9 protein-coding genes are annotated in these 13,704 nt (G+C 58.6%); 8 read left to right on the top strand and 1 reads right to left on the bottom strand.

The window, feature by feature from the left end:
• Positions 1-295: 295 nt before the first annotated feature.
• The 8 genes from LVD12_RS05805 to LVD12_RS05770 all read left to right on the top strand — a co-directional run bounded on the left by LVD12_RS05805 (position 296) and on the right by LVD12_RS05770 (position 10,902).
• Positions 296-1,621, top strand: coding sequence for a sugar MFS transporter (locus tag LVD12_RS05805; RefSeq protein ID WP_237066385.1), 1,326 nt, complete (start codon positions 296-298; stop codon positions 1,619-1,621).
• Positions 1,622-1,852: 231 nt separating this feature from the next.
• The gene (gene glk, locus LVD12_RS05800; protein ID WP_237066382.1) at positions 1,853-2,872 is read left to right on the top strand and encodes a glucokinase; all 1,020 of its coding nucleotides are present in this window, start codon (positions 1,853-1,855) and stop codon (positions 2,870-2,872) included.
• A 17-nt stretch (positions 2,873-2,889) separates the two neighbouring features.
• On the top strand, positions 2,890-5,490 hold the full coding sequence (locus LVD12_RS05795; RefSeq protein WP_237066380.1) for a glycoside hydrolase family 3 protein: 2,601 nt from the start codon (positions 2,890-2,892) through the stop codon (positions 5,488-5,490).
• A gap of 126 nt (positions 5,491-5,616) precedes the next feature.
• Positions 5,617-7,554: a glycoside hydrolase family 3 protein gene (locus LVD12_RS05790; protein ID WP_237066377.1), complete on the top strand. Its 1,938-nt coding sequence runs from the start codon at positions 5,617-5,619 to the stop codon at positions 7,552-7,554.
• Between the two features lie 354 nt (positions 7,555-7,908).
• Positions 7,909-8,142 (top strand): hypothetical protein, encoded by a 234-nt coding sequence (locus tag LVD12_RS05785; RefSeq protein WP_237066375.1) that lies wholly within the window; start codon positions 7,909-7,911, stop codon positions 8,140-8,142.
• Entirely contained in the window at positions 8,135-9,466 is a 1,332-nt protein-coding gene (locus LVD12_RS05780) for an ATP-binding protein (protein ID WP_237066373.1), read from the top strand. The genes LVD12_RS05785 and LVD12_RS05780 overlap by 8 nt, the downstream gene beginning before the upstream one ends.
• Before the next feature lie 27 nt (positions 9,467-9,493).
• Positions 9,494-9,976 carry a hypothetical protein gene (locus LVD12_RS05775; protein WP_237066372.1) on the top strand — a complete coding sequence of 161 codons (483 nt, stop codon included), beginning with the start codon at positions 9,494-9,496 and terminating at the stop codon, positions 9,974-9,976.
• Positions 9,964-10,902 (top strand): tetratricopeptide repeat protein, encoded by a 939-nt coding sequence (locus LVD12_RS05770; protein WP_237066370.1) that lies wholly within the window; start codon positions 9,964-9,966, stop codon positions 10,900-10,902. The genes LVD12_RS05775 and LVD12_RS05770 overlap by 13 nt, the downstream gene beginning before the upstream one ends.
• 435 nt (positions 10,903-11,337) lie before the next feature.
• Here LVD12_RS05770 and LVD12_RS05765 read toward each other — a convergent pair whose 3' ends face one another.
• Positions 11,338-13,500, bottom strand: a complete 2,163-nt coding sequence (locus tag LVD12_RS05765) for a PKD domain-containing protein (protein WP_237066368.1) — start codon at positions 13,498-13,500, stop codon at positions 11,338-11,340.
• Positions 13,501-13,704: the final 204 nt, after the last annotated feature.

Raw genomic sequence — 13,704 nt, 5'->3', positions numbered from 1 at the left:
TCATCCGCCCTGCCGTGCCATCAGTCCCGGTCGTCGCGGGCGAGGGGAAGAAGGGTTCCCGGGATTGTTGCGCTCTATGGTACATTGCCCTTTCCGGAATAAGACCTTCCGGTAGCGTTATGGTGAAACAAGGCGTCTCACAGGACCCTGCGTGGAGCTCGTGCGGCGAGCGAAGCGCAGGTTGTTTCCCTACCAAGCAGGTTTAATCATTCATGCATGGCCAACGGTCAGGCCGGATAGACAACAGGAGTTCCCCTTTCGTGGGTGGGCCTGCGGTTGGATCGGCGGATTTTTGATGAAAGAGTTAGTATCCGGGGCAGAGCGGCCAATGGCCACCGAAGCGGCATATTCAGCTGTCGACGCAAGTGCTGCGCCCGCCGTCAGTACGCGTACCAGTCTGATCCTTCTGTCTTCCCTGTTCTTTATCTGGGGCTTCATTACAAGCCTCAACGATATCCTGGTCCCTCATCTCAAGAACGTCTTTGAGCTCAGTTATACCAAGGCGATCTTTGTTCAGTTCAGTTTTTTTGCGGCCTACCTGATTGTGTCGGTCCCGGCGGGTGCTCTACTGAAGCGCGTCGGCTATCAGCTGGGGCTGGTTCTGGGTTTGCTGATCGCCTGCGCTGGATGTCTGGTGTTTATCCCAGCTGCCAGGATGCAGGTCTACGAAATTTTCCTGCTTGGCCTGTTTGTCCTCGCTGCCGGTATCACCATTCTGCAGGTTTCTGCCAACCCTTTTGTCATTGCGCTCGGGCGCAGCGATAGCGGGCCCAGCCGCCTGAACATGACCCAGGCATTCAACTCCCTGGGTACAACCCTCGCGCCGGCCTTCGGAGGCCTGATTATCTTCTCTGCTGCTTCCTCGGGACTGGACCTTTCCACGGAATCCGGCATGGCCGCATTCCGTGCACAGGAGGCCGCTTTGGTCGAGGTGCCATATTTCTGGCTGGCAGTCGTGCTACTAGTGATGGTGGCTTTCTTTTCCTGGGTCCGGTTGCCAGTCATTCATGAGCAGCAGGTGGCCGACAAGGCGGTAGAGGAGAAAGGCGGCGCTTTTTCAGTGTTACGCTACCCCCGGCTGACCCTGGGTGCCGTGGGTATCTTTGTCTACGTCGGTGCCGAGGTGGCCATAGGCAGCTTCCTGGTCAACTTTTTCGGTGAAAGCTCGGTGGCGGGGATGGAGGCGGCGGTGGCCGCCCGTTACGTTTCCTATTACTGGGCTGGCGCGATGGTCGGGCGCTTTGCCGGAGCGTTGTTACTGCGTTACGTGCGCGCGGGCCTCATGCTGGCCGTCTGTGGTTTCTTTGCCACGATCCTGATCGCGGTGGCCATGGCGAGTTCGGGCATGCAGGCTGTCTGGGCGATTCTCGCTGTCGGGCTGTGCAACTCGATCATGTTCCCGACCATTTTCAGCCTCGCGCTCGGTGGCCTGGGGCGTGATACCAGCCAGGGTTCGGGTGTGCTGTGCATGGCGATCGTTGGCGGTGCTGTGGTGCCGCTGCTCCAGGGGATGCTGGCGGACTACGCAGGTATTCAGCTGTCATTCCTCGTGCCGCTGTTGTGTTACTGCTATATCGTCTACTACGGTGCTTTTTCACCATTAATGCGCAGTAAGCTCTGATACCCGCCCTCTATTGGTGCCGCTTCAACCAGAATAAAGTCCATCCCGGCGACTTGACCTTGTCGCTCCACGGCAATCGGTGCACCTTATATGGCCCTCTGTTTTGCGTGAGGTGCAACAACAATAATGGTGTCCGGAAACATTCCCGAGCGCGTTTCCCGCGCCTATCTGTATCGCCTGCCTGCTTCAGCATCGGTGGGAAACGTGATCTACAGCGGAATTGGGTAACCCATGCATAAGCAGGTAATGATGCGCCCGCAAGAGGGAGAGTGGCAGCTGGTTGCCGACATCGGTGGCACGAATGCCCGCTTTGGCCTGGCATCCGGAGGCGCGAATGCAAAAATTGAGGTCGATGAAATTCGTACCTTTGAGTGTGCCGATTACCCGACCATCGAAGCGGCTCTGACCGCTTATCTGGATTCTGTCCCCGGAGATCGTCGGAGGTCTGTACGGGAAGCCTGCGTGGCCATCGCCGGCCCCACCGAAGATGACGTGGTGGCGGTGACCAACCTGTCCTGGCGCTTCTCCAAGAGTCACGTAGGTGAGCAGCTCGGCTATCGCCGGTTCGAAGTGATCAATGATTTTGCCGCTCTTGCCCTGAGTTGTGCGCAGCTGGATTCCCAGCATCTCACCCGTGTAGACCGCCTCGGTGCCGCGAGCGGCGCCTGGGACAGGAGTGCGCCCAGAGTGGTGATTGGCCCCGGTACCGGTCTCGGTGTCTGCGGGTTGTTGAGAAGCGGTGATGGCTGGCGTGCTCTCCCCGGCGAGGGCGGGCATGCGGCGATCGCGCCGGCCACGGAAGAGGAGTTTGGCTTGTTCCGGGTCCTGCGTCGCGAGCGCAGTCACCTCTCGGCCGAGGACCTGCTCAGTGGCCGCGGACTCCAGAATATCTATCGGGGGCTTGCCACCCTGTGCGGTGTTGAGGCCGTAATGGAAAACCCGGCGGCCATCTCTGCTGCGGCGCTTGCAGGCGAGTGCACTCTGGCTCGCGATGCGGTCCTGGTGTTCTGCGCTCTGCTTGGCAGTTTTTGCGGAGACGTGGCTCTTACCATTGGCGCACGTGGCGGAGTCTATCTCGGTGGCGGTATCCTGCCCCGTATAGAAGCCCTGCTGCGCGACAGTGATTTTGAACAGCGACTGCGGTCGAAGGGCGTAATGTCCGGTTACCTGGAGCACCTGCCGGTGTTTCTTGTCAGCCACCCCTTCCCCGCTCTCAGTGGTGCAGCTGCCTTCCTGCGCCTCGACGGATAAATATAAGGAGAACCTCTATGCCACTAAGCAAGAAATATACCCTCGCTGCGTTGCTGTGCGGTGCGCTCATCGCCGGTTGCGAGGGCGAACAGCAAGCTCCCAGCGTTGCCGTATCAACGCAGACCGGTGGTGATGCCGGGGAAGTGACATCGGCAACTGGAGATCTCTCCGTCTGGCCGGAACTGAAGCCGGCACTGGCAGAGGATCCCGGACTCGAGGCGCGCATCACTGAGCTGATGGCACAGATGTCCCTGGAGGAAAAAGTCGGCCAGATGATCCAGGCCGAAATCAAATACGTTACTCCGGAGGATGTGAAGAATTACCACCTGGGCTCCGTGCTGAACGGTGGTGGCAGCTACCCGGACAACAATAAGCTGGCCACGCCCCAGGACTGGCTGGCGCTCTCGGAGGCATTTTTTGCCGCTTCCATGGACACCTCCGACGGCGGTGTTGCGATACCCATTATCTGGGGCAGTGATGCGGTACACGGGCACAACAACATCGTCGGGGCCACGCTGTATCCGCACAACATCGGCCTGGGCGCTGCCCGCGACCCGGAGCTGATCCGTCGTATCGGCGAGGCAACCGCGCGGGAAGTGGCGGTGACCGGTGTCGACTGGACCTTTGCCCCGACCGTGGCGGTGGTACGCGATGATCGCTGGGGCCGCACCTATGAGAGCTACTCAGAAGATCCCGCTGTTGTGGAAGCCTATGCCGAGGCCATGGTGAAAGGCCTGCAGGGTGAAAAGGCAGACGAGGACTTTCTGCGCGGTGAAAACCTCGTAGCTACTGCCAAGCACTTCGTCGGTGACGGCGGTACCACGCGCGGTATCGACCGCGGCGATAACCTGGTGCCGGAAAAAGAGCTCGCCGAAGTGCACGCGGCTGGCTACTTTGGTGCGCTGCCCGCAGGTGTGCAGACCGTAATGGCTTCCTTTAACAGCTGGAACGGTGATCGCCTGCACGGCCACAAATACCTGCTGACTGATGTGCTGAAAGAGCGCCTGGGCTTTGACGGCTTCGTGGTGGGAGACTGGAACGGCCACCAGTTCGTGCCCGGGTGCACCGTGGACAGTTGTGCCGCGGCCATTAATGCCGGCCTCGATATGTTCATGGTGCCGTCGGACTGGAAAGAACTGTACAAAAACACTCTGGCGCAGGCGCAGAATGGTGAAATTCCCATGGCCCGCATCGATGATGCCGTGCGCCGTATCCTCCGCGTCAAAATCCGTGCCGGGCTGTTCGAGCACGAGCGTCCGCTGGCGGGTAAGGACGGCATCCTTGGCAATGACGACCACCGTGCGCTGGCACGGGAGGCGGTGCGCAAGTCCCTCGTCTTGCTGAAAAACAATGGCAACCTGCTGCCCCTGAAGCCTCAGCAGAATGTACTGGTTGCCGGTGATGGTGCCGACAACCTGTCGAAGCAGACCGGTGGCTGGACGATTTCCTGGCAGGGTACTGGTAACACCCGGGCAGATTTCCCCGGTGCGACCTCTATCTACGAGGGGATCGCCGAAGTGGTGAAATCCTCCGGCGGTGAGGCCGTACTGAATGAGCAGGGCGAATTCGGCGCAGACAGCTTTGCCAACGGCCAGAAGCCCGATGTCGCCATCGTGGTATTTGGCGAGGAGCCCTATGCCGAGTGGCATGGTGACCTATCAAGCCTGGAATACCAGCAGACCACCAAAACAGACCTGGCACTGCTGAAAAAGCTGCATGCCGCCGGAGTGCCGGTCGTCAGTGTTTTCCTGTCAGGCCGTCCGCTGTGGGTGAACAAGGAAATGAACGCGTCTGATGCGTTTGTTGCTGCCTGGTTGCCCGGCTCCGAGGGTGCTGGTGTTGCAGATGTGCTGTTCACCGACGCCGATGGTGAGGTGCGCTACGACTTTACCGGTACCCTGCCATTCAGCTGGCCGCATTACGTGCACCAGACGGTTCTCAACCCCTACCACGACGACTATGAGCCGCTGTTCCAGCTCGGCTACGGTCTGCAGTCCGGGCAGGAGTCCCTGGTGAGCAACCAGCTGACAGAGGATGGTGAGACTTACACGGACGGCGCCCTGGAAGACGCGTGGATGCTGGTATCGCGGCCGCGCGCGCCCTGGCAGTTGCAGATCGAAGAGAGCGGCCAGGCTCCGGTGGCCGTGACCGGTAACCGTGCCACCAGTGGTGAAGATGCCAATATCACCGTGGCATCCATCGACATGGAGTCCCAGGAAGACGCCCGCAAGATCGACTGGAAGGGCCTCCGTGCTGGCAGCGTGCTGCTGGCAGCCGAAAAACCGCAGGACCTGAGCCGCTACCTGAAAGAGGGCGCCGCGCTGTCTTTTGATATCCGCGTGGATAGCAAGCCGCAGCAGCCGGTCAGTGCCAGCATCGCCTGCGGCGACGACTGCTCTGCTGAGCTGCCGTTGCAGAATGCCCTGCAAGCCCTGGAGACCGGCAAGTGGTCGAAGCTTTCCATCGACCTGCAGTGTTTCGTCTACAAGGGTGCTGACTTCAGCCGCGTTTCCAACGCGCTGGCACTGAGCACCGAAGGTCAGCTATCGCTGGCAGTCGCCAACGTCAAGTACGTGCCGAAGGCCGCAGACGAGGCCGCGATTCGCTGCGAGGGGTGAGCCCTGTAGCGGTGATCATCGACTGACCTTTTCCAATGCCCGGGCACCAGCCCGGGCATTGTGGTTTAAGAAGCTGAAAATAAGGACGGGCAGGGCACGCCTGGCCCGCACAGCCGAGGAGAGAAAATGAAAAACAACGATACTTCCATCGCCCGCGCCAGTACCCTGGCGCTGCTGGTGGCACTGGCTGGCTGTTCCGGCGACCAGTCCGGCCAGCAGTCCCAACAGGCAGGCAGCAAGCCTGTGGCCAGTGGTGAGGAGCAACTGGCGTCGCAGGATATCGCCCCCAATATTGATAGCCGCGTAGAGCAACTGCTGAGTGAAATGACCCTCGCCGAAAAGATTGGCCAGATGACCCAGGCCGAGCGTCGTCACGCGACGCCCGGGGATGTGAAAAAACATCACCTCGGATCGATCCTGAATGGTGGTGGCTCCTTCCCCGGCAAAAATACCCGCGAGGACTGGGTGCAGATGATCGGTGCCTACCAGGAGGCGGCCACGTCGACCCGTATGGGAATTCCCATTATCTATGGCAGTGACGCGGTACATGGCCACAGCAATGTGGTCGGTGCGACTATTTTTCCCCACAACATCGGCCTCGGTGCTACCCGCAATCCGCAACTGGCACAGAAAATTGGCGAAGCCACTGCCCGTGAAGTGGCGGCGACCGGGGTGTCCTGGACATTCGCTCCCACGCTCTGTGTGACCCGCGATGAACGCTGGGGCCGTTCTTACGAGTGCTTCAGTGAAGATCCGGCGCTGGTAGCCGAATTCGCCGCACCGCTGGTGGATGGCCTGCAGGGCGGCCACATGAATGGCGACACCATCGCAGAGAACAAGATCGTCGCCACCGCCAAGCACTGGGTGGGTGACGGTGGTACCGCCTACGGCACCGGAGACGCCAACTATGCCATGGACCGCGGTGATACCCAGATCTCCATGGAGGAGCTGCGTGAGCTCCATATCGCGCCCTATAAGCCGGCACTGGAAGCGGGTGTGGGGACCGTGATGATTTCCTACAGCACCGTCAACGGCACCAAGATGCACGAGCACGGTGAGTTGATCAACGACGTCCTGAAGGGGGAGTTCGGTTTCGACGGTTTCACCATCTCGGACTGGGAAGCGCTTAAGGAAATTCCCGCAGAGACCAATCGCGAACGGGTCGCTCGTGCCATCAATGCGGGTGTGGATATGGTGATGGAGCCGGAAAAATGGCAACAGTTCATTACCGACCTCACCGCGGCGGTGGAGGCGGGGGAGGTCTCCATGGAGCGCATCGATGATGCCGTCAGCCGTATCCTGAAAACCAAGCTTGCAGCCGGCTTGTTCGAGAACCCGATGCCGCCACTGGCGAGCGAGCCCGGCGCGGGTGAATTGCTCGGTCACCAGGACCATCGCGCGCTGGCTCGTCAGGCCGTGCGTGAATCCCAGGTGGTACTGAAAAATGATGGCGAGCTGCTGCCGATCGCGAAGGATGCGAAAGTCTTTGTGGCGGGGGCCCATGCCGATGACATCGGCCTGCAGTCCGGGGGCTGGACCATCGAGTGGCAGGGCAAGGCCGGTGAGATCACCGAGGGCACCACGATTCTGCAGGGCATCAAGGAAGTCGCCGGCGGCTCAGTAACCTACAGTGCCGACGGCGAGGGTGCCGCAGGCCACGATGTGGCCATCGTTGTCGTGGGCGAACAGCCCTACGCTGAGGGTATGGGTGACTATCGCGAAGCTCCGTGCGAATTGTGCAAGCCGCTGACCCTCAGCGATGAGCAACTGGCGGTGCTGGATAAAGTGGAGGCGAGCGGTGTTCCGACCGTGGTAGTTCTGGTTTCCGGGCGCCCGCTGCTGATCGCTGACCAACTGCCGCAGTGGGAAGCTTTTGTTGCCGCATGGCTGCCGGGCACCGAAGGCAACGGCGTGGCGGATGTCTTGTTCGGCGATTACGCACCCACTGGCAAGCTACCGGTCACCTGGCCGAAAGATCTCAAGCAGATCCCCATCAATGTGGGCGACGAGCAGTATGACCCCTTGTTTCCCTACGACTTCGGCCTCAGCTTCGAAAAAATTTGAGCTTGACTTGGTGGCCCGGGGACGGGCCCCGTCCCTTTGCCTGGGCAATCTAATCCCCCTGCGCTCCCTGTATTTCAGGGGTGTATGCTTATCTTTTGGTGTCATCGGGGGGGGTAAGCTCTGCGTTCGCTATCTGTAAATAAGCATTGTTCCCTGCGTAACCCTCAATAGCGGGGGGGGGCGCGAAAATCGGGCTGTTTTGTGAGCAACTTTTCGCCGCAGGACAGCTCAAATAAACTGTGCTAGATTGTTGGCTTCTGTGAATGTCTGGCGCGAAACGCAGTATTCTTCGTGCAACGTGTGCTTATCAAAAGGGGGTGGATTGCACTCCTGTCTCACACAGTAGAAGAATAAATGCGTAACTATTTGTCTGGCATGGATTGCCTGCATGCCATCTTCATCGCCGGATTTCTTGTCTATGTGACCGGCCACCCCACTTCACCGTCTTCCCTCACGGCCCTTGTCATTTTCCTGGCCATATTTGTCTCTTATATGTTGGGCTGTGCCGTATGGAGATTCCTGCGCACCCGGGAATCAGCCAATAAGCTCAATAAATCCAATGACATGCTGGAGCCAAAAGATGGATGAAACCCTGATCCACGGTTTGGAAGCCGCACTGTTGTCTTCACCGGACAACATTCCCTTGCGACTGTCATTAGTGCGTGCCCTGGCCAGTGCAGGCGAAATCGAAGCGGCGGCGCGCTACCTGGAACCATTGTCCGGGGAACAGTTGTCTGCGCAAGAGCAGCTACTGGCTGCAGGGGTTCTGCAAAGAAATAATTCTGCAACGCGTGCACTGGATTTCCTCATTTCCACTGACGCCAGGGTCACGTTGGAGCGATCGCGCGTGCTTTTGACGCTGGGAAAGCTGGATGAGGCCAAGTCGCTCTATGCCGATGTCATCCGGGAAAATGCAACCCTGGAGGACGCAGAGCTGGCGAAGCAATTGAATGCCCGAAGCATCGATACCGGAAAAGGACCAAAGCTTCGGGTTATCTCAAATGATGATACCAATACGAGCGAGCTGAATCGCATATTGCAGCCCGAGCAAGAGGCTATCAAGTTTTTGGATATCGGTGGTCTTAAGGATGTAAAGAAGCAGATTCACAAAAAAATCATCTTGCCCTACCAGAAGCCATCATTGTTTTCCCGTTTTCGTAAAAAAGTTGGTGGCGGCATATTGCTGTATGGGCCGCCGGGCTGTGGCAAGACCATGCTCGCACGGGCAACCGCTGGGGAATGCAAAGCGACCTTTTTCAATGTAGTGATTTCTGACATCCTCGACATGTACATTGGAGAGTCCGAGAGCAAGTTGCACGCAGTGTTCGAACAGGCCCGTCGCAACAGCCCCGCAGTGATCTTTTTTGATGAGGTAGAAGCACTCGCGACTAAGCGTGAACACACACGGGAAGCGACCTCATCGAAGCTGGTCAGCCAGTTTCTCGCTGAGCTGGATGGCTTTGCCCAGGATAATCATGGCGTACTGGTACTGGCGGCAACCAACGTGCCTTGGGCGTTGGATCCGGCGTTTCGGCGGCCGGGTCGGTTCGATCGCGTTCAGTTCGTGCCGCCGCCGGATTCCGAAGCGCGAATTGAGATTTTGCGCGGCCTGCTGGACGGCAGGCCCGGCGGCGAAACTGTCGACGTCAGCAGGGTGGCACGGTTGACTCCGGGCTTTTCAGGTGCGGATCTGGCCAATCTGGTTGAAACCGCAATCGATGAAGTTATTGATGCCTCGATCGAGTCGGGAAATGAACAGGCGCTTGGTAATGAATATCTGCTGGAAGCACTCAAGCAGGTCAAGCCCACGACCGTCGAATGGCTGACAACAGCGAGAAATTATGCGCGCTACGCGAATGAGTCAGGCCAGTACAATGATGTGCTCGAATTCCTGAAAAAGCATGGTAAGTAAGCGATGACCGGCATGGGAAGAGGTGCCTTGACCTCATATCAGATTATCGATGAGCCGCGTCCGGGATTGCTGTCACGACTGGCTGTAAACCCCCTGTGGCCGCTGCTTGGTTTCATTCTCGGCGGGGTCTTCTTTAGCTGGATTTGGGCGGTATTCAACAGTTTTGCCCTGGGTAGCCCGACCCGTGTGCGTGAGTCCGTCGTGGTCATACTCGGTGCAGTTGGTTATTTTGCACTTTTCTTCCTGATGCTCATTCTGGTTAATAGCGGATTGGTGGAAGGGCTGTCCCATCATTACACGCGGATCCTGTTGGTTGCGGTGGCGCTGTTGCCCAGCTACTACCTCTTTCAGCGGCAGAGTACAGCATTTGAGCTGTATGAGTATTTTGGTGGCAAGACAATCAATGCTCTCCCTTTACTCATCCTCGGCTTAGGCTATTTAGCAGGCGGTAAGCTTCAGGTGGCTGTGATTAATACCGTGATGAATGGGGTCGCACAATGGATCCACTGAGCAATGAAATTGACCGCCTGGTTGAAAAGGCGCGGCGCCAGTTTTCGTACGGTGATGTGGGAGCGGCAATTGAATCCCTGCGGGAGGCGCTGACTCTCGACCCGAACAATGGATACGTTCACAGTTATCTCGGGATCGGCTTGATTGGGGCAAGGCGGCTGGTAGCAGCCCTGCATGAGGCCCAGGCCGGCCTGGCATTGGAGCCAGAAGAGCCTTTCGCACATTACGCTCTGGGCCTGGTCTTGGCGGCGAAAATGCAATGGCGAGAAGCCGTGGATAGTTACGGTCGGGCGCTGGAACTGGACCCGGAGTTTGCTGCGGCTCACCTGGCCCTGGGGCAGAGCCTGTCCCAGCTGAATCGACGAGCAGAAGCGCTTCAAAGCCTGGAGCGCGCTCTGGAGCTGGACCCGGAGGATGCGGACACCCTCGCCGAAATGGCGTGTTGGCACCTCAGTGGTGGAAAGAGAAAGGAAGCCGGGCATTTTGTGCAGTTGGCCCTGGAGGCCGAGCCGCAGCATCAGGAATCACTCGTTTTGATGGGGCAGATCCTCCTCCAGCAGGGCGCGGTCGATGAGGCTTATGACCATGCCATCTGGGCCCTGCAGCAGGACGCCAATGATGAGCGGGCCCTTTACTTATTGTCATCGATCAAGGCGCGGCAGAATCCTTTTTTTGGACTATGGTTTCGGCTCAACTCCTGGCTTGTGTCCGGTAGTGGAAGCCGCACCATGTTGCTGCTGGTAATTGGTTACCTGCTGTTTCAGTTAAGCTCGCAAGTGCTGGAAGACACCGGACATGGTGACTTGGCGTCACTGGTCAGCTATGCCTGGCTGGGTCTGGTGATCTACACCTGGGTCGGGCCCGCTTGGTTTCGGAAGCGGGTGCAGGATGAGCTGAAAACAGTGGCCCTCAAGCCAGGCTACTAGCCGGTTGGATGTCCCGAAGCCTGGAAATCCTCTCCGGTTTGCCATAGCGTTGTTGAAGAATTACCAGCCCCGGAGAAAGTTACTGGTTTCGCAACGAATGTAGCTGGCAATACGCCGACTTGCATTTCACTCCCTGGCTTGAATTACCTGCCCGCCAGATTAACCACCTGAACAGACACTTCCGCTCAAAAATATAGTCAGCCGGGCATGACGCGGAGCGCTGTTGCCTCAATTGCCCCACCCGCGCTTTTTTACAGTAGCTTGGTTCCCGCAATAACAACCGGTGCTTCAGCATGAAAAGGTCGATAACCAGCTCTTCTTAAGAGCAGGTGATAACAGGCCCTGTCCGGCCAAGTACCGAGCAGGGCCCGCTGGATAAATCAGAGCTGGATTGTCGCTGCGGGTATTAACGGAAACATTCCGCGCAATACCCCTTTATTGGCACAACCCGGTGCTGGCGCCGGTGTCATGGCTCAGGCCACCGCCGCTCAGGTCGGAGACACAGAAGCCAACAGACAGGTTACCGCCCGCAGTCGCCGAGCTGCTCACGGTCGCCATGCCGTTGGCATCGGTGACTGCGCTGGCGCCGCTCTCGGTGATGCTGCCACTGAAGTTGCCGGTCACAGTCACGCCACTCATGCCGCGGCCCAGGTTGTCCAGGACCGTCACAGTTGCGGTGGCGTACTTCTGGCCGCGACCTGCCGACTGGGTGCCGGTGACCACACTGGATACGTACATGGTGGTGGCAGCGGCGCTGTCATTGACGGTCACATCGAAGGAACTCTCTCCAGTAGCCCCCTCATTGTCCGTCACGGTCAGTGTCACGGTGTAAGTGCCCGACGCAGCATAAGTATGGCTGGCAGTAGCGCCGGAGCCGTTGCTGCCGTCACCAAAATCCCAGGCGTAGCTGCTGATGGAGCCATCACTGTCGGAACTGGCGCTGCCGTCGAAGTTACAGCTCAGGTCTGTACAGCTGTGGCTGGTGCTGGCGGTCGGGGCCTGATTGCCAGTTCCGCCCTCGAGACCGTAGATATCGAAGTTATCCCAGTAATAGGTGTCACCATTGAGGGTGTTGGGGTCAAACAGGACCACGAGGCTATCTACCGCGTTGTCGGGCGTGCCGCCATCGATACGGTCGTCGAGCTCGAACTTCAGCCGTTGCCAGCCACTTCCCTCGCCGACATAAGCCGCATACTTGGAGTGCCGGCCAGTGGGATAGTTGGTAGCAGTGGTACTGGAGCTGTCTTCCAGTTGCACCAGGATCTGTGTGCCCGGGACCGCGTTGGTGAATACATCCATGTAGAACGCCTTGTCGCCGGTCAGGAACGGTGCTGCGTCCGGAATGGCAGTCGTATCAGCGATGATCACGTCATATTGGGCCGTGGCGTTGCGCGTGTACATGGCCACTGTGGCAGAGCTGTTGGTGGCGTCCGGAGCTGGGTTGACTGCATCCTGTACAAAGGTGCCATCGAAGACGGTGTAGCCCAGGTTGCGGTTGCCATCGAAGTCGTCCAGAACACTTTCCTGCACCAGTTTGGGTCCCACATGGACCGGCAGGGCCAGGTTACGGTTACCACAGCTATCGGTAACACTGACGGTCAACTCTCCACCGGAGTTGCCCCACTGCACGCTGATAGTATCGCTGCCTGTGCCGGAGACCAGCGTCGCGTCTGCGGGCACGTTCCAGTTGAAGGTGGCGCTGGCACCGATGGCGCCAGTGACGGAATAGCTGGTGGTTTCCCCGTTATCCACGATGCGGTCACCGACAAGGCTCGGCTGGCCATGGTCGTAGACGCGCACGTAATCCACCTGCATGGTCTGCGGTAGCATGGAGTCGTCCACGACCCCGCCGAGAGTGCCGCCCACCGCCACATTCAGCAGGAAGTGGTACTGGTAATTTTCAAACGTCCAGTAAGACGCATCGGTGATGTCGTCGGGCGTCAGTGTGGCGTACAGCTGGTCGTCCACGTACCAACGCATCTCGTTGGGTTCCCACTCCACCGCGTAAACGTGAAAGTCCGCGGACCAGGGCTCTGGCTGGCTCAACAGGCGATTACCGGTAAAGGAGTTATTGGGGTAGGGCTCGCCGTAGTGAATGGTGCCAGAGACATACTCATCCGCCTGGCCGGTGGACTCCATAATGTCGATCTCACCACTGATCGGCCAACCTTCCGCCGGATCGGTGGGCAGCATCCAGAATGCTGGCCACATGCCCGTGCCATCAGGGATCTTGATACGCGCCTCAAAGCGGCCGTTTGTCCATTCTCCGCCATTGGGCATATTGGCGGTACGCAGGCGCGCGGAGGTGTAGGCCGAGCCCCGCACACGCTCTTTCCTCGCGGTAATCGTCAGTAAGCCATTGGCGACAGTGGCATTTTCAGCCTGATAGTACTGAAGCTCGCTGTTGCCCCAGCCACAGATACCGTAGCTACAGCCATCGCCGATCATGGGTTCCCATTTACTGGTATCCAGTGCGGTGCCATCGAAATTGTCTTCCCAGACCGGGCTCGGGCTCTGGCACTGCTGGCCAAAGGCTGTCGAAGCCATCAACATCGCTGCGGGGAGGGTGAGTCCCCGGTAATACTTATTCTTATACATGTTGTGTTTCCTCAAATTGAGTTTGCATGCCCCGTTCCTCGGGCACGCGCAATGAAATTACCAAGCCCGGCTATGGCTGGTTTGTGATCGGTGGCTGAATGCGGCGGAGTGGTTCGGAATTAGGCTGATTGGGAAGCCGTTGTTTGGATCCGGTAGGTCAAGAATGAATTTAACGCCACCGCCTGAGCCTCACAACCAAAAAGA

Source organism: Microbulbifer guangxiensis (assembly GCF_021729075.1).
In the GTDB taxonomy this organism is placed as follows: Bacteria; Pseudomonadota; Gammaproteobacteria; order Pseudomonadales; family Cellvibrionaceae; genus Microbulbifer; species Microbulbifer guangxiensis.
This window is presented reverse-complemented; position numbering and strand designations above follow the sequence as displayed.